A 16,880-nucleotide genomic window follows, 5' to 3' on the forward strand; every position below is an offset into this window, starting at 1 on the left:
CGGGATTAAACGTGTCCGACTCGGCCGCCGTCGGGGGAAGACACTTCCTCGTGTCGGGCGAACGTCGTCCATGACGTCCGAGCACGAGCACGACGGGGCGGAGCGGCTGTACGTCAGGATCAGACGGCGGCTCCCGCCCGGCGGCGAGGACGAACTGAACGAACTCGGCGCCGCCATCGTGTTCGCGGTCGTCGCCGCCGTCCTGTGGCTTGTCGCCGCGGCGCTCGGCTCCGCGAGCCTCGGTCCGGTCATCGTCGGCTTCTTCGCCGTGATGTGGCTGCTGTACGTCGCGCTCGACTACTTCTCTACCGCGTAGTTGCGGACCCACTCCAGCAGTTCGCCGGACTCCGCGTTCAGGCCACCGCCCTGTGCGAACGGCGGCCCGCCGCCCCCGCCACCGCCGAACTCGTCGGTGAGCGCGTCGACCACCTCGCCCGCGTGAACCGCCCCGTCGGCGGCGACGACGACGAACGGTGCGTCCCCCTCGCCGACGGCGACGACCGTGGCCGACTCCTCCTCGGCGACCGCCTTCGCCCGTTCGCTCACCGCGTTCGACTCGAACCCGGAGACGCCCCCGACGAGCCACGGGTCGTCCCCGCCAGTGAGTTCCTCGAACTCGCGGAGCCGCGCGTCGAGCACCTCGCCCCGGAGGTCGGTCAGTTCGGATTCGAGCGCGTCACGCTCCTCCCGCAGGCTCGTGACCCGTCGAGCCATGTTATCGACGTTGCTGTCGAGTTCGCGCGCCGCGGCGAGCGCGGCCCCGTGACGGTCCGCGCCCGCTCGGATGGCCGGCGGACCGACCGAGAACTCCACGCGCGTCATCCCCTCGCCGGGGTTCGAGCGCGAGCGGACCGCGATTGGCCCGATCTCCGCGGTGTTCCTCACGTGCGTCCCGCCACAGGCGGCCCAGTCCCAGCCGTCGACGGTGACGACCCGAACCGCGTCGGCGTCGGCCATGACGCCCTCCTCGGTCTTCGTGTTGAACGCGACCTCCTCCCGTCCCCGCGCCTCCTCGACGGGGAGTTCCTCCCAGGAGACGTCCCGGGACTCCCACACTGCCCTGTTCACGAGCCGTTCGAGTTCCACGAGGGTCTCGTCGTCGATGTCGGTGCTGGTGGTGAAGTCGACGCGGACCTTCTCCGGGGAGATGCCGAAGCCGCCGTAGCCCAGGTCCTCGAGCAGGTGCCGGCCCGCGCCGTACAGCAGGTGGCTCGCGGTGTGGGCCCGCATGCAGTAGGTACGGAAGTCGTCGTCGACGACGCCGGTCACCTCCTCGCCGGCCGTGAACTCCGGCGGCTCGGCGAGTTCGTGGACGACGGTGTTCGACCGGGACTGGACGTCGGTGACGGCCACGCCGCCGAGGGTCCCGCGGTCGGCCGGCTGGCCGCCGGCCTCGGCGTAGAAGTACGTCTCCTCCAGCACGACCTCGGTGCCGTCGACGCGTTCGACGGTCGCCACGAACTCCCGGACGTCTGGGTTCGCCGGCGCAAGCGTTCCGCTCATGGGCCGAGGTAGCAGTCGGACGGGAAAAATCGCTCGGGGCTACTCGTCCACGAGGTCGACGTCGAGTCGCTCCTCGAGGGTACGGACGACGGACCCGCCGACGCCCGCCCGGGACGCGCGCCCCTCCTCGACGGCGAGGAGGTCGTCCTCGTCTATGCCGGTGTCCGCGGAGAGCTCCTGGACGGAGAGCCCCTCCTCCTGACGGGCGACCTGGACGCGTTCGCCGTACGCCTTCACCAGGTACGGGAGGCGATCCTCCTCGTAGTCCGTGCCCTCCTCCTCCCACCGCTTCGTGTTGGCTCGGGTGGCGTCGTAGACGCGGGCGGTGTTCTGCGCCGCGCGCTTCTTGCGGTTCCGCTCGGTGTCGTCGCGGGAGCCGCCCTCCTGCTCCGACTTCTTCCGGCGCTGGTTGCGGTTCTCGCCGTGCGGCGCGCAGTTCGAGCAGACCAGCAGGTCGGCGCCGGCGACGTTGGTGCGCGTGAGCGAGGTCCCCTCGCGCCCGCACAGTTCGCAGGCGTCCGCGTCGTCGCCACCGCCCCCGCTGCCGGTGGAGTACTTGGCCATACCCACCATATTCGGTCCCGGCTTTTAAATCCGTGCTCCGGGTCCGCCCGACGCCGGGTGGGTTGGCGCACGGAACGACGGTCGCAGGACCGAGTTGATCCCGGCTGGGATGGCAAGAGTGACACCGCGGGCGACCGCAGTACCGGGCATGACAGATCGGTCCGAGGACTTCCGCATCGAGACGGACGCGATACACGCCGGGCAGGAACCCGACGAGGAGACTGGGGCGCTGATGACGCCCATCCACGCGAACTCGACGTACAAGCAGGACGGGCCCGGCGAGCACCGCGGGTACGAGTACAGCCGGACCGGGAACCCGACGCGGACCGACCTCGAGGCGAACGTCGCTGCCCTGGAGGGCGGCGAGTACGGGCGCGCGTTCTCCTCCGGGATGGGGTCGATCAACACCGTCCTGAACCTGCTCGAGGCGGGCGACCACGTCGTCGCCGGCGACGACGTGTACGGGGGGACCCACCGCATCTTCACGCAGGTGTACGAGAAGTTCGACCTCGAGTTCGACTTCGTGGACACCACCGACCACGACGCCGTGCGCGACGCGGTGGGCGAGTCGACGGAGCTGGTGTGGGTCGAGACGCCGACGAACCCGCTCATGAACGTGAACGACATCGACGCGCTCGCCGATATCGCTCACGAGTACGACGCGCTCTGTGCGGTCGACAACACGTTCGCGACGCCGTACCTCCAGCGCCCGCTGGAGCACGGCGCGGACATCGTCTCCCACTCGCTCACGAAGTACCTCGGCGGGCACTCCGACGTGGTCGGCGGCGCGCTCGTCACCGACGACGAGGAACTGGACGAGGAGATCGGCTTCTACCAGAACTCGGTCGGGGCGACGCCGTCGCCGTTCGACTGCTTCCTCGTGCTCCGCGGGACGAAGACGCTCCCCATCCGGATGGACCGCCACTGCGACAATGCCCGGGAGCTCGCACGGTGGCTCGACGAGCACGAGGCCGTGGACGAGGTGTTCTACCCCGGGCTCGACTCGCACCCGCAACACGAACTCGCGACCGAGCAGATGGACGACTTCGGGGGCATGCTCTCGTTCGAACTCGACGGGACGCTCGAGCAGGCGAGCACGGTGGTCGAGGGGACGGAGGTGTTCACCCTCGCGGAGAGCCTCGGCGGCGTGGAGAGCCTCATCGAGCAGCCGGCGGTGATGACCCACGCGGCCATCCCCCGAGAGGAACGGATCGCGGCGGGGTTAACGGACGGCCTGATCCGCGTCTCGGTCGGCGTCGAGCACATCGAGGACATGAAGGCCGACCTCCAGCGGGCGTTCGACGCGGCGCTGTAGACCCGCCTCCTGCCCGAACCCCTCCCGAGCGTAACTCGGCGAATAAGCGTCGGGGCGCCCCGGCAGTTGTCGCGTCTCCGACGAACCGTCGCTCCACTCGACCGGTCGCCGGCGATCCCTCGGCGAGGAACGGGAAACGTCGTGGACACGTCGATACGGTAAATCTCGCCGCCCTCCCCCGAATCCGAACCGTCTTATGCCCGTGTGACACACGGCCACACAATGACCCAACGAGTCGGAATCCTCGGCGCGACGGGCGCCGTGGGCCAGCGGTTCATCCAGCTCCTCGAGGACCACCCGGAGTTCGACCTCGTCTGCGTGACGGCCAGCGGCGAGAGCGCGGGTAAGTCGTACCGAGACGCGGCCAAGTGGCGCGTCGACACCCCCATCCCCGAGGACGTCGCCGAACTCGTCGTCCGCGAGACCAGCCCCGAGGCGATCCCCGACGACGTCGACCTGCTGTTCTCGTCGCTCCCCTCGGGCGTCGCCGCGGAGGTCGAGCCGGAGCTGTGCGAGGCGGGGTACGTCGTCTCCTCGAACTCATCGAACGACCGGATGGCGCCGGACGTGCCGCTCACCATCCCCGAGATCAACCCCGATCACCTGGGCCTCATCGAGGTGCAACGGGAGGAGCGCGGCTGGGACGGCGCGTTGCTCAAGAACCCCAACTGCTCGACCATCACGATGGTGCCGACGCTCGCCGCGCTCGACGAGTTCGGGCTCGAACGCGTCCACGTCTCGACGCTCCAGGCCGTCTCGGGCGCTGGCTACTCCGGCGTCACCTCGATGGAGATCCTCGACAACGCCATCCCCCACATCGGCGGCGAGGAGGAGAAGATGGAGTCGGAGTCGCGAAAGCTCCTCGGCTCGTTCGACGGCGCGGAACTGTCGATGCACGAGGCGGAAGTCGCCGCCTCCTGCAACCGAATCCCGACGCTCGACGGTCACCTGGAGAACGTCTTCGCGGAACTGACCGCCGACGCGGACCCGGAGGACGTCCGGGAGGCGATGCGGAGCTTCCCCGGTGCGGACCTCCCCTCCTCCCCCGACCCGCTCATCCACGTCTTCGGCCCGGAGGACCCCGAGCGGCCACAGCCCCGCATGGACCGGATGCGTGGCGGCGGGATGCAGGTCGTCGCCGGCGGCGTCCAGTCCACCCCCGAGGGCGTGAAGTACAACTGCCTGGCGCACAACACCATCCGCGGCGCGGCCGGGGCGTCCGTGTTGAACGGGGAGTTGCTCGCGGCCGAAGGCTGGATCTGAGAGGGCGAAAACCCGCACCGAGGGGTACCGGCGGGCGGCAGACTATTTTGTTCGGCGTCCCTGGACGGTCCATGGAACACGTCACGGTGCAGGACGTGGACGTTCCGGCGGTCGGGATGGGTACGTGGCGGCTCGAGGGTCGAGAGTGCCGGCGGGCTGTCGCCGACGCGCTGGACCTCGGTTACCGGCACCTCGACACGGCGCAGGCGTACGACAACGAGGCCGACGTCGGCGCGGCCATCGCCGACGCCGAGGTGCCCCGCGAGGAACTGTTCGTCGCGACGAAACTCGACGGCGACCACCGCGCGTACGAGGACGTCATCGCCGGGGTCGAGGCGAGCCTCGATAGGCTCGGACTCGACTGGGTGGACCTGCTGTACGTCCACTGGCCGAACGACTCGCTGCCCGTCCTCGACGAGTTCCTCCCCGACTGGCTGGCCCTGCCGGGTCCGCTCGCCCCCGACGCGGCCGCCGTTCCCATCGGCGAGACGCTCGACGCGATGGCGACGCTCCGCAGGGAGGGACTGATCGACCACCTCGGCGTGAGCAACTTCGGGCCGGAGCGACTGGCGGCCGCCCGGGAGCGGTCCGGCGCGCCGATCCTCGCCGACCAGGTTCAGTACCACCCGTACTGGGACCAGTCGGACCTGCTCGACTACTGTCTCCGCGAGGACGTGCTCCTCACCGCCTACAGCCCGCTCGGACAGGGAGGCGTGCTGGACGACGAGCGGTTGAGACGCATCGGCGAGCGCTACGACAAGTCGCCCGCGCAGGTGGCGATCCGCTGGCTCGTCCAGCAGGCGGGCGTCTGTACCATTCCGAAGGCGACCAGCCGCGACCATCTGGCGGCCAACCTCGACGTGTTCGACTTCGAACTCACGGACGCGGAGCTGCTGGCGGTCCATCAGCCGTCGAAGCTCCGTACCGTCGGAAGCATCCTCCGGGGTCAGGGGCCGTTCTGACGCCGAATTCGAACGGTCGTTCACCGTCCGGACTGTCGACTGTCGAGGAACGGGACGTGCTGTAGCCGCCACCCGTTCCAATGCCGAACGGGTACGTCGAGGACGGCGTCCCATCGACCGCTTTCCCCGGGGTTCTCGGTTCGACCGGACCGACAGGAGCCACATCGTGACCGGCACGACGCCGATGGCGAGGAGCACGACCCCGACCCAGCCGGTCGCATCCACGCCGCCGGCGGCCGCGTCGGTGGTTCGGGGGTCGGTCAACAGGAGCAACGCCTTGTCCTGGGGCAACACGGCCGGGAACTCGGTGTACGCAGGCACCTGGGAGAACCTGACGACCGATGGACTCGCGTCCGTCGACCCCGAGCTGACCCGAGCGTAGAAGCCGAATCCGGCGACCACCGTCCCTGGCGATCAACGGAACAGTCGCGCGTCGCCGAACGAGAGGTACGCCAGGAAGACGAGCGAGAGCGCGAGGCCCGCCGCCGCGAGATAGATGCCCTCGGAGAAGAGCTTCATCGAGACGAGGACGGCCGAGACGAGGATGGTCTTGTTCAGGAGGCCCGCGAGCAGGGCACCGACTGGATCGCTCATGCGCGCGGTTCGAATCGGACGCTGAAAAGTCGCGCGAGTCGAGTCGCGCGAGTCGAGGACGTAGTGGGGCTTTTTCACGTGGAGGACGATAGCGGCTAGCATGACGGACGACCGAATCACCGACGTCCCCGACGACCCCTCCGACGCGGGCGGTGTCGGTCCGGATGGCGCCGAGGAGGTCGACGCCGGGGAACCGACCCACGACCCCTCCGAAGCGGTGGGCGACGGGCGTCAGAAGTACGTCGAGGTCGTGACCGCCACCGGCGAGCGCCACGAGCACGGCGACTCGTACATCCGGCAGTCCGAAGGGGCGATCTTCGTCTCGACCGAACCCGGATTCGCCCCCGAGGACACCGTGACCTACCGGAAGCCCGAACTGTCGCGCGTGACGATCGAACAGCACCACAGTTCCTGTTTCATCACGACCGCTGTGGCGGGCGAGGAGCGGACACTGGCGGCCCTCAGGGGATTCCGGGACAAGGCGATGGCGCCCTCGCCCCTCGGTCGGCCGCTCGTCGGCCTGTACGAGCAGATCAGCCCGCCGATCGCCGGGACCCTCGCCGAGCGACCGGACGGCGCTACAGCGCGTGTGGTCCGGGCGCTCGTCCGCTCCTGTGCCGGGCTAGCGAGGCGACGGGAGGCGACGTCGGGGCACGGGCGAGTGGCTCTCTCGGCGCTCCTCGTCGCCCTCTACGTCGTCGGCGTCGTGGTCGCGGCGGCCGGACACGTCGCCGCGACGCTCGGCGTCGGCGGGCCGAACGGGTGAGCGTGGGGACCGATTCAGCCGAAGAACCGACGGAGGCTCTCGCGGGGCCTGTACCCGAGCCCCGACTCCAGGACCACGTCGAACCCCCGCTCGTCCGCGAGTTTCGACAGCTCCGCCTCCAGTGACTCGGGAACGAACGAGTCGTCGTGCATCCGGTAGGCGTGCGTCCCGCCGTCCTCTGCGTACACGCCCACCCGGGGGTTCCCGAGCACGCCGCCGTCGCTGATCACGACCCGATCAAGCGCGTCGTAGGAGAGCCACGTCACCGCGTCGGCCCGGGCGAGAACCTCGTCGACGCCGAACCGGTCGAAGATCTCCGCCATCGCGCCGGCCTCGCGCTCGTGTTTCTTCACGCCGAGGCCGAACAATGGTGTGATGAGGCCGTACTCGGCGATGTGGAGGCCGTCGGAGGCGAAGAACAGTTCCGCGATCCGGAGGGGGAACGAGCCGGTCATCCCGAAGTGGGCGTGCACCTCTACCTCGATTCCGGACTCGCCGTACTCCAAGTCGTCCTCCCACGGCTCCTCGTCCTCCCACGGCTCGTCGGCGGCGCTCATCGGCCACCCCCGTCGCCCGCGTAGGCCAGATAGGCGAAGAAGTACGCCCCGGCGACGAACATGAGGCCCGCGAGCCACGACACCTCCAGGCCGACGTAGACGCCGGCAGCCAGCCCGAGTACGGCCGAGGCGACGGCGATCCGGGTCCGCATCGGGTACTCCCCGGTGTTCGCGTCCGAGCCGACGGTCCCGTCCTCGTCCCCTGTCACGTCGGAGTCCCGGCCGAGGCGCCGTTCGGCGATGTAGGTGGCCGTCATGAGCCCGAGGGTCGCGATCGTGATCGCCAGGCGAGCGGACTGGGACACCGTCACGCCCGCCGTGTTGTGGAGCACGAGCGGGAGGCCGATGACGGCGACCCCGCCGAGGTAGATTGCCATGCGATACGTCACGAGGAACGCACCCGGGCCCCCGGGCGCGTCGATGTCGTTGTTCATAGGTGTTTGATGAGCGTCCGGTCCAAAAAACGTGGTCGGTCGTTCGGGTTCCCGGTTCGTTCGAAGCCGCGAGCGGTGAAGCCTCAGGACAGCAGCCCTGTGGCCTCGTCCGCGTTGTCCACGGTGTCGCTCGACGCGAGCTTGCCCTGCGCGGAGCGGTACATGGTGTACACCTGCACGACCAGCGCGAACAGCCAGAGGACGTAGCCTCCGGGGCTGCTGCCTACGACGCCGACGGTGGTCGCCATGAAGTCCGCACCGAGGTACTGCACCGCGGTGTCGCCGATCAGCAGGACGCTGAAGAAGCCGAAGAAGCCCGTCGCCCACCACATCGCGATGACGCGGCCCCAGCCGGGCTGGGTGTGCTCGGGGAGCCGGGTGGCGTTGAGGATGGTCACGAGGGCGTTGTACGGCCACATCATCACGCCGGCGATCGCCGCGCCGATGACCAGCAGGATGAACGGCTGTTCGAGCTGCAGCCCGATGATGGCGATGCCCCACAGCGTGAAGATGGTGAGCAGGCCGATGAACACCTTGTTGAGATCCCAGCCCGCGCCACGGCCGTACATCTCGAAGATGATGTCGACGCTGTTCCTGACGAACGCCTCCAGGATCGCGTACTGGGTCGAGAACAGCGCGATGAAGAGGACGACGTACAGCAGCGCGCCGCTCACGCCGCCGACGGCCGGGATGACCTGGTCGAGCCACATGTCGATGGCGCCCTCGGTTGTACCCGGAGCGTACTCCGCGGTGATGGTCATCGCGACGGTCGCGACGACGAGCAGGCCGACGACGAAGGTGAGGAAGTGCTCCTGCTGGACGATCTTCCACCAGCCACGCCAGCGCCGCATGTTTGTCGTCGTCGGTTCGAACACCATCCCGCTCTCGTGGACCTCCTCGATCTCGCCGCCCGATTGGAGCGGGTTGAGGATCCGGCCCTGGTAGGTCGCCATGCCGTACCCCTTCTCGCGTGCCCAGACGCCCTGTGCGAGGTTGATGTAACCACCTGCACCGGCGTACGCCAGCCCGCCGAGGAACACGGCGATGTTCATGTCCGCCGGGAGAGCGCCGAAGTTGACCGCGCCGGCGGGGACGTTCGCTAGCTGTCCCACCGAACCGACGATGAAGATGAGCACCACGGCGCCGAAGATGGCGATGAACATCAACGCCACCTGCGCCTTCTCGACCATGTTGTAGACGATCGGGCCGGCTTGGTACGACAGCCAGATGAGGATCATCAGCGCGATGCCGATCATCGGCCAGTTGCCCCTGGGTATGCCGACGGCGGCGGCGCCGACCTCGGCGGCTCCGGCGGCCCAGCCCGGCCAGCCGACGTGGGCGAATCCGGCGGCGAGGAAGAACCACGGCCAGAACGAACTCATGCGCTCGAACGCCCGGAAGATGCTCTCACCGGTCGCGAGGGTCCACCGTTGGATCTCCGTGTTGATGAAGAACTGCGTGATGACGCCGACCCAGAACGCCCAGTACAGGCCCCACCCGTTTGTGGCGACGAGCGTCGGCCAGAAGATGGTCTCGCCGCTCCCGAGCGAGGCGCCGAGCATGATGGCGCTCGGCCCCACGATGTGTGATACCTTCGGGACCTTCGGGAGGTTCGCTATCTTGTACCGCCCCTCCCCGTCCGTCTTCGGGTAGTCGGCCGTCTCAGGTGCGGTCTCGAGCGAATCGTAGTCGATGTCGCGATACACGGTATCGCGGTACTGTACTCCCTCGTCATCCGACGCGAAGACCTCGTCCCTCGCGCCGGCGACGCCGCCGTCTGATTCGATGTCGTCCGTGGTCATGATCGGTTTCCGTCACCCTCCATCGTTCCGTGCCAGATTGGAACGCGATGCGTGTCAACGTACCACGTATGGTACGGAGGAAAGAGGAAACTGACATGATAAAATACTACCGGTGGTTTCGTTACCGAAACGACGCCGCGCCGTCCGGCGAAATTCGGTCGATGGGCGCTAGGAGGTTCCTACCCCGGAATCGATCCGAGCTTTCGAGGTCGGTACGGCGGTGTTACCTCCGCTTCCCGGAATCCTCACCGTGCTCGCGCCCTGGACAGCATCTCTATCGGGTGGGGCGGACGCTCGTCGACTCCTTCACGGTCGCCTAACTGCGTCCGGCAGGACGCGCCGGGGGCCGTCACGATCCCCGCGTCGCTCGCGTCGACCGCGTCGAACAGCAACGAGCCGATGGCCTTCGAGAGGTCGTAGTGCTCGACTTCGTAGCCGAAACTCCCCGCCATCCCGCAGCAACTCGTGTCCAGCGGATCGACCTCGTACCCCGCGCGCCGGAGGACGCCGACGGCGTGGTGGTCCTTGTTCGTCGCCTTCTGGTTACAGTGGCCGTGGTACGCGAGCGACGTGCCGGCCCCGTCGAACTCGATGCGTTCGTCGGCGCGGCCGACGTCGAGGTACTCGAGCACGCCGTAGCTCGCCGCCGAAACCGCCTCCACGTCGTCGCCGTCGAGGAGGTCGAGGTACTCGTCCTGGAACATGACGGCGTCCGACGGTTCGACGAACACGACCGACGCGCCGTCCTCGACGTGCGGGAGCAGCGCCTCGACGTTTCGCTCGGCCCGGGACCGGGCCCGGTCGAGGAAGCCGCTGGAGAACGCCGCACGGCCCGATGGGGCCAGGTCGGTCGGCACCGTCATGTGGCAGCCGGCGGCCTCGAGCACGTCGACGGCCGCCCTGCCGATCTCGGGCGCGCTGTAGTTGGTGTACGTGTCCGGGAACAGCACGACGCTCGCCTCGGCCTCCGCCTCGGGGACGGCCGGGCCGCCGCGGTCCTCGAACCACGTCACGAACGTCTCCCGTTCGAACGTCGGCAGTTTCCGATCGGCGGCGATACCGAGCGTCTTCTCCATCGCCCACCGCGCGCCCGGCACCTTGGTCGCGACGTTCGAGAGCGGTGCGAGCGCCGACCCGAGCCGGCTCGCCGAGTCGATGTCGGCGAACAGCCGCTCGCGAACGCCCGCGCCCTCCTCGCGATGGTGCTGGTGTTTCACCTCCGCCTTCAGCTTCGCGAGGTCGACCCCGGTGGGGCAGTCCGACTTGCACCCCTTGCAGCCGACGCAGAGCCCGAGCACCTCGTCCTGGAAGCGGTCGGAGTGGATCTCGTCCTCGTCGAGTTCCCCGGAGATGGCCGCCCGGAGCATGTTGGCGCGGCCGCGGGTGGTCTGGATCTCCTCCTCGGACGCGCGGTATGTGGGACACATCACGTCGCCGCGGGTCTGCCGGCACGTCCCACAGCCGTTGCACAGTTCGACGAGATGCGAGAAGCCGCCCTCGTCCGAGAAGTCGAGCGCCGTCTGCGGTTCGAGCGACTGGTATTCGGCGCCGTAGCGGAGGTTCTCCCGCATGTCAGTGTCCGCTGCCGAGTCCGGGTAGCCCCGTTCGGAGGCCGTCTCCGAGTCGGTGTACACCACCTTCCCGGGGTTCATCCGCCAGTCCGGGTCGAACGCGGACTTGAGGTCCTGGAACGCACCCCACAGCGCCTCCCCGTACATCTTCGGGTTGAACTCCGTCCGTGCGAGGCCGTCGCCGTGCTCCCCCGAGAACGACCCGTGGTGTTCGAGTACCAGGTCGGTCACGTCGTCGGTGATGGAGTGCATCGCCTCGATGCCGTCGCCGTCCTTCAGGTTGAGGATCGGACGGATGTGCAGCGTGCCGGCGCCGGCGTGAGCGAAGTACGCCGCCGAGGTGCCGTGGTCCGCGAGCACCTCCTCGAACTGTTGGACGTACTCCGCGAGCTCCTCGGGTGGCACGGTTGCGTCCTCGATGAACGGGTACGGCTTCGGGTCGCCCTCGAGGCTCATCAGCAGCGGGATGGCGGCCTTCCGGAGCTTCCAGAGGTCCGCCTGCGCCTCGTCGGTGTACGCCTCGAGCACGTCGAACGCTGCGCCCTCGGTGACGAACTCCGTCGTGGTGTTGGCGACCGAGGTCTGGAAGTCGTCGACGACCTCCGAGTCCCACTCGAGCATCAACGCCGCCTCGGTCCCGTCCGGGATCGGCTCCTCGTACTGGGCGTACTCGGTCGACTCGCGGGCGAGCCGGAACACCTCGTCGTCCATCAGCTCCACCGCCGAGACCGGGTACTCGAGCGCCACCGGCACCGCGCGCATCGCGTCGATCAGGTCGTCGAAGCAGTAGAGCGCGAGCGCGGTCTCCTCCGGCCGCGTTACGAGCGACACCGTCGCCTCCACGATGACGCCGAGGGTACCCTCCGCGCCGACGAACAGCTTGCTCAGGTTGATGACCTCCTCGCCGGCGTCGTTCTCGTAGATCACCTTGTGGAGGTTGTACCCGGAGACCGACCGCTTCAGCGTGGGGTACCGCTCCTCGATCTCGGCCTCGTTCTCCTCGACGAGTCCCCGCACCGTCCGGTACAGTTCGGCCTCTCGGTCGCGTTGTCCGACCACTTCCTCCCACTCCGGCGAGTCGAGCACGATCTCGCGCGTGTGGATCAGGGAGCCGTCTGCGAGGACAACGTCGAGCTCCTCGGTGTAGGCGTCGCTGATCCCGTACCGCACCGAGTGCGCGCCGGTGGAGTTGTTCCCGAGACCGCCGCCGACGGTCGCGCGCGCGGACGACGCCGGGTCGGGTGCGAACTTCAGCCCGTGTTCGGCCAGCCTGTCGTCGAGGTGGTCCTGCACGACGCCGGGCTGGACGGTCGCCCGCCTCGCCTCCGGGTCCACGTCCAGGATGGAGTCCATGTGCCGCGACAGGTCCAGCACGACACAGCCCGGCCCGACTGCCTGACCGGCGAGCGACGAGCCCGCGCCCCTGGGGAGCACCGGGACGTCGTGCTCGGCCGCCGTCCGGACGGCTGCCTGGACGTCGTCGATGTCCTGCGGGCAGACCACCCCCGCCGGCCTGGCCTGGTAGATGCTCCCGTCGGTGGCGTAGAGCACCTGCGCGTACTCGTCGAACTGGACCTCCCCGGAGACACGCCCGCGGAGATCATCCGCGAGCGCCGCGTACGCCGGCTCGTCCGGCCGGTCGTGGCCGAGTGCCGCCGCTGACGTGTCCCACGACCGCGACTCGCTCTGCCTCTCCGTCGCCATGATCGCTCTCAGAGGTCAGTGCGCAAAACCCTTTGGTAGACCATGACGTTCGCGGCAAGCGGTCGCACGGCGTTGCCACCGCCGGAACCTGTTTGTCGCTTGCGCTCGCCACTCCTGACGATGAAGTTCCTGCACGTCTGCCTGAACGTCGCGGACGCGGACGCCGCCGTCGAGTGGTACGATGAGAACCTCGGGTTCGAGTACAGCTGGGAGTTCGAGAGCGGCGACACCCGGAACGTCTACGTCGCGGACGAGGGGGGCGTCGAACTCCAGCTCTCGGATACCGAGGGCGAGGACGAGTTCGATCCCGGAACGGGCGTGGACCACTTCGCCGTGGTGGTCGACGACGTCGACGCGGCGTTCGCCGACATCGACCACCACGGCGTGGTGGAGGAGCCGGGCGACCAGCCGGCCGCCGGTGCGCGGACGGCGTTCGTGAAGGACCCGGACGGCCATACGGTCGAACTCGTCGAACCGCTGGAGTGACGGTCACGCGCGCTTCCGGTCGTCGGTCGATCCGACTCCGAGGGTAACGAATCACTCGGAAGCGAGTTGGAAACCGGGACACTCGTCCGCAGTATGTGCCACCTGGGCCAACGTTTATGAGTTTTCCAGGGGACGAATCAACCGAATACCATGAGTGTGTCACGCAATTACGAACGGGAGTTCGTCAGGACGTTCTTCACCTCCCCCACGGCGGTGGAGGGCGAGGACGATTCGGCGAAGATGCTGCGACGAGCGGCGGAGCTCCGCGGGATGCAGGCTCCGGACGTCTGGATCCCCGACAACGAGGACGCGACGGCCCCGTCCATGCGCGACGAAGGGGCCGAGAACATCGTCGAGGTGGTCGCCGAGAACGGCGCCGACTTCCCCGGGGAGATCCACCCGCGCATCGTCTGGCACCGGGAGGACCCGACGACACGGTACCAGGGGTTCCAGTACATGCTGGAGATCGCGGACCCTGACAACGGGGCCGTCGAGCACATCGACGGGTTCGTCGTCCCGGAGGTCGGCGACATCGACGACTGGAAGAAGGCAGACGAGTTCCTCACCATCGTCGAGCGCGAGCACGGGCTGGAGGAGGGGAGCCTCTCGATGTCGGTCATCGTCGAGAGCGGCGAGGCCGAACTGGCCATGGGCGACCTCCGCGAGGAGATGGGCAAGCCCTCGAACAACCTGCAGCGGATGTTCATGCTCGTCGACGGGGAGGTCGACTACACGAAGGACATGCGCGCGATGACGCCGACCGGTGAGCTCCCGCCCTGGCCGGAGCTGAGACACAACACCTCCAGGGGGGCCAGCGCGGCGGGGCTCATCGCGGTGGACGGCCCGTACGACGACATCCGCGACGTGGAGGGGTACAGGGAACGGATGAAGGAGAACCGGGCGAAGGGGATGACCGGAATCTGGTCGCTGACCCCCGGCCAGGTCGAGGTGGCGAACAAGGCGCCGCTCCCGCCGAAGGAGGGGAGCTGGCTCCTCCGGTTCGACGGGAAGGAGGTCGAACTCCGGTCCGAGGACGGTCGCGAGGTGTACGACGGCGACGCCGTCGAGTTGGAGGAGGCGAGCGACGGCACGTACGAGCTCGAGGTCGGCAACGACGAGTTCGAGCTCGACGAGGACGGCCTCCACGAGAAGCTCGTGGACATGACCGCCTACGTCCCGAGCATGGACGACATCGTCGACTCCATGGAGGAGTTCGAGGCGGCCAAGGAGTCCGGCAAGGGCGCCATCGCCATGACCCAGTCGGCGACGGTCGTCATCGACGGAATCGAGGTCGAACTCAGCAAGGACCGGATGTGGGACGAGGCGACCTACCAGGCGGCCCAGACGCCGATCACGCTGTTCCAGGACGTCTACGAGCACCGGCCGGACCAGCACGAGGAGCTGGAGGAGCTGTACGGCTCGGACGTCGTCGAACGCGCGACGGACGTCGGCGCCTGAACGGAGCACGGCTCCCCTCGGATCGATTTTTCCGCGTCGAGTTACGGCGTGTAGCTCAAGGTCCCCATTGACTCCCCTGGCCGGAACGCCGGACCGACCGTGTTATACTGGACCAAACCGGGAGCTACTTTCGGAAGGGGCCGCATGGCACGGGCATGCGACTCGCGCGTGCACGCACCGACGACGGCGTCCGCGAGGGGGAGTACCGGGACGGTCGACTCGTCGCCGACGACGCCGAGTACGAGGTCGACGAGGGGGACCTCCTCCCGCCCTGTGACCCCGACGCGCTGTTCTGCGTCGGCCGGAACTTCGCGGCGACGCTCGACCAGATGGACTACGAGCGACCCGAGGAACCCGACTTCTTCATCAAGCCGCCCCACTCGCTGCTCGGGCACCGCGACCCGATCCCGTACCCCCGATGGACGGACGAACTCACGTACGCCGGGGAACTCGCCGCCGTCATCGACGAACCCTGCGCCGACGTCGAGCCGACTGAGGTGCCGGAGTACGTCCGGGGCTACACCGTCATGAACGATATGGACGCGCTCGACCAGCAGGGGCGGACGGCGCGCAAGGCGTTCACGGGGTCCGGTCCGCTCGGTCCGTGGCTCGAGACCGAGGTCGACCCGACGGCCATCGACATGTACACCGACGTCGCAGGCGAGCGGCGACAGGAGGCGAACACGGAGCTCATGCTGTTCGACCCGTACGAGGTCGTCTCCTACCTCTCGGAACACTTCACCCTCCGTACCGGGGACGTGGTGGCGTTCGGCAGCCCCGCCAACCCCGGTCTGGTCGAGCCGGGCGACTCCGTCGAGATCACGTACGAGGGCATCGGCACGCTGGTCAACGAGGTCGCGGCGGAGTAGCGGCGGTTCGTACCGACCCCGGCGCGACTAAGTGACCCCGCGTCGTGCCGTCGCGCATGCGAATCCTGGTCACGCGACAGAAGATCCACGGCCACCCCGCCACCGAGTACGCGTCGGAGATCCGCGACCGACTCCCCGACCACGAGGTGGTCCACGCGGCGACGCCGGAGGAGGAGTCGGAACTCGTCGCCGACGCCGACGTCGTGACCGGCCCGGGGTCCGCGACGGAGTCGCTGCTCGACTCCGCCGGGTCGCTGCGGCTGTTCGCCGGCGTGTACGCCGGGACCGGCCACCTCGATCTGGACTCGTTCCGCGAGGCCGGCGTCGCGGTGACGAACGCCTCCGGCGTACACGGGCCGAACATCTCCGAGTACGTCGTCGGCGCGCTCGTCTCCATGGCGCGCGACTTCCGGCGCGCGACCCGCCAGCAGGACCGCCGCGAGTGGCGCGCGTACCCCACTCGAGAGCTGCACGGCTCCACCGTGACCATCGTCGGACTCGGCGCGATCGGACGGGCCATCGCCGAGCGCCTCGAGCCGTTCGGGGTGGAGCAACTGGGGGTCCGCTACTCCCCTGAGAAGGGCGGCCCGACCGACGAGGTGTTCGGGTTCGACGACCTCCACGACGCGCTCGCCCGGACGGACCACCTCGTGCTCGCCTGTCCGCTCACCGACGAGACCGAGGGGTTGATCGACGCGGAGGCGTTCCGGACGCTCCCGCCGGACGCGACGCTGGTGAACATCGCGCGGGGACCCGTCGTCGACACCGACGCCCTCCTCTCGGCGCTCCAGCGCAACTTCGTCGGGAGCGTCTTCCTCGACGTGACGGACCCTGAACCGCTCCCCGAGGACCACCCGCTGTGGGGGTTCGACGACATCCACATCACCCCGCATAACGCCGGCCACACGCCGGAGTACTTCGCGCGCGTGGCGGACATCCTCGCCGGCAACGTCGAGCGCCTCGCCGCGGGCGAGGAGGACCTCGAGAACAGGGTCGTCTGAGCCGTCGACGGCGTCCGTCCGGTTCGGGAGT

The 16,880-nt window shown here is 68.6% G+C and carries 17 protein-coding genes; 10 read left to right on the forward strand and 7 right to left on the reverse strand.

Translation table 11 applies throughout. The features are described 5' to 3' along the window. Window positions 1-70: 70 nt before the first annotated feature. Complete coding sequence (locus tag HUG10_RS03305; protein WP_179168199.1) at window positions 71-316, forward strand: hypothetical protein; 246 nt, start codon at window positions 71-73, stop codon at window positions 314-316. Here HUG10_RS03305 and HUG10_RS03310 read toward each other — a convergent pair. After that, complete coding sequence (locus HUG10_RS03310; protein ID WP_179168200.1) at window positions 298-1,503, reverse strand: alanyl-tRNA editing protein; 1,206 nt, start codon at window positions 1,501-1,503, stop codon at window positions 298-300. The genes HUG10_RS03305 and HUG10_RS03310 overlap by 19 nt on opposite strands. A gap of 39 nt (window positions 1,504-1,542) precedes the next feature. Continuing rightward, entirely contained in the window at window positions 1,543-2,067 is a 525-nt protein-coding gene (locus tag HUG10_RS03315; RefSeq protein ID WP_179168201.1) for a helix-turn-helix domain-containing protein, read from the reverse strand. A gap of 148 nt (window positions 2,068-2,215) precedes the next feature. Between HUG10_RS03315 and HUG10_RS03320 the strand changes: the two genes are divergently transcribed. The 4 genes from HUG10_RS03320 (at window position 2,216) to HUG10_RS03335 (ending at window position 5,989) form a co-directional block, all read left to right on the forward strand. Continuing rightward, window positions 2,216-3,382 carry a cystathionine gamma-synthase gene (locus tag HUG10_RS03320; RefSeq protein ID WP_179168202.1) on the forward strand — a complete coding sequence of 389 codons (1,167 nt, stop codon included), beginning with the start codon at window positions 2,216-2,218 and terminating at the stop codon, window positions 3,380-3,382. Window positions 3,383-3,604: 222 nt separating this feature from the next. Continuing rightward, window positions 3,605-4,645 carry an aspartate-semialdehyde dehydrogenase gene (gene asd, locus HUG10_RS03325; protein ID WP_179168203.1) on the forward strand — a complete coding sequence of 347 codons (1,041 nt, stop codon included), beginning with the start codon at window positions 3,605-3,607 and terminating at the stop codon, window positions 4,643-4,645. 71 nt (window positions 4,646-4,716) lie between these two features. Further along, complete coding sequence (locus HUG10_RS03330; RefSeq protein ID WP_179168204.1) at window positions 4,717-5,607, forward strand: aldo/keto reductase; 891 nt, start codon at window positions 4,717-4,719, stop codon at window positions 5,605-5,607. A 166-nt stretch (window positions 5,608-5,773) separates the two neighbouring features. Next, complete coding sequence (locus tag HUG10_RS03335) at window positions 5,774-5,989, forward strand: hypothetical protein (RefSeq protein ID WP_179168205.1); 216 nt, start codon at window positions 5,774-5,776, stop codon at window positions 5,987-5,989. A 32-nt stretch (window positions 5,990-6,021) separates the two neighbouring features. Here HUG10_RS03335 and HUG10_RS03340 read toward each other — a convergent pair whose 3' ends face one another. Beyond that, window positions 6,022-6,201, reverse strand: a complete 180-nt coding sequence (locus HUG10_RS03340) for a hypothetical protein (RefSeq protein WP_179168206.1) — start codon at window positions 6,199-6,201, stop codon at window positions 6,022-6,024. A 100-nt stretch (window positions 6,202-6,301) separates the two neighbouring features. Between HUG10_RS03340 and HUG10_RS03345 the strand changes: the two genes are divergently transcribed. After that, window positions 6,302-6,967 carry a CFI-box-CTERM domain-containing protein gene (locus HUG10_RS03345; protein ID WP_179168207.1) on the forward strand — a complete coding sequence of 222 codons (666 nt, stop codon included), beginning with the start codon at window positions 6,302-6,304 and terminating at the stop codon, window positions 6,965-6,967. 14 nt (window positions 6,968-6,981) lie between these two features. On the opposite strand, the gene HUG10_RS03350 is transcribed toward HUG10_RS03345, so the two are convergent. The 4 genes from HUG10_RS03350 to HUG10_RS03365 form a co-directional block, all read right to left on the reverse strand. Next, entirely contained in the window at window positions 6,982-7,524 is a 543-nt protein-coding gene (locus HUG10_RS03350; protein WP_179168208.1) for a hypothetical protein, read from the reverse strand. Continuing rightward, the gene (locus HUG10_RS03355; RefSeq protein WP_179168209.1) at window positions 7,521-7,958 is read right to left on the reverse strand and encodes a hypothetical protein; all 438 of its coding nucleotides are present in this window, start codon (window positions 7,956-7,958) and stop codon (window positions 7,521-7,523) included. Before HUG10_RS03355 ends, HUG10_RS03350 begins: the two co-directional genes overlap by 4 nt. A gap of 83 nt (window positions 7,959-8,041) precedes the next feature. Next, window positions 8,042-9,760, reverse strand: coding sequence for an Nramp family divalent metal transporter (locus HUG10_RS03360; protein WP_179168210.1), 1,719 nt, complete (start codon window positions 9,758-9,760; stop codon window positions 8,042-8,044). A 245-nt stretch (window positions 9,761-10,005) separates the two neighbouring features. Next, window positions 10,006-13,035 (reverse strand): FAD-binding and (Fe-S)-binding domain-containing protein, encoded by a 3,030-nt coding sequence (locus tag HUG10_RS03365; RefSeq protein ID WP_179168211.1) that lies wholly within the window; start codon window positions 13,033-13,035, stop codon window positions 10,006-10,008. Window positions 13,036-13,155: 120 nt separating this feature from the next. Between HUG10_RS03365 and HUG10_RS03370 the strand changes: the two genes are divergently transcribed. The 4 genes from HUG10_RS03370 to HUG10_RS03385 all read left to right on the forward strand — a co-directional run bounded on the left by HUG10_RS03370 (window position 13,156) and on the right by HUG10_RS03385 (window position 16,849). Next, entirely contained in the window at window positions 13,156-13,521 is a 366-nt protein-coding gene (locus HUG10_RS03370; RefSeq protein ID WP_179168212.1) for a VOC family protein, read from the forward strand. Window positions 13,522-13,671: 150 nt separating this feature from the next. Further along, window positions 13,672-14,979 (forward strand): malate synthase AceB, encoded by a 1,308-nt coding sequence (aceB, locus tag HUG10_RS03375; protein ID WP_179168213.1) that lies wholly within the window; start codon window positions 13,672-13,674, stop codon window positions 14,977-14,979. A 155-nt stretch (window positions 14,980-15,134) separates the two neighbouring features. Then, window positions 15,135-15,848, forward strand: a complete 714-nt coding sequence (locus HUG10_RS03380; protein ID WP_179168214.1) for a fumarylacetoacetate hydrolase family protein — start codon at window positions 15,135-15,137, stop codon at window positions 15,846-15,848. Window positions 15,849-15,904: 56 nt separating this feature from the next. After that, window positions 15,905-16,849 (forward strand): D-2-hydroxyacid dehydrogenase, encoded by a 945-nt coding sequence (locus HUG10_RS03385; protein WP_179168215.1) that lies wholly within the window; start codon window positions 15,905-15,907, stop codon window positions 16,847-16,849. Window positions 16,850-16,880: the final 31 nt, after the last annotated feature.

This window comes from Halorarum halophilum, from assembly GCF_013401515.1.
In the GTDB taxonomy this organism is placed as follows: Archaea; Halobacteriota; Halobacteria; order Halobacteriales; family Haloferacaceae; genus Halorarum; species Halorarum halophilum.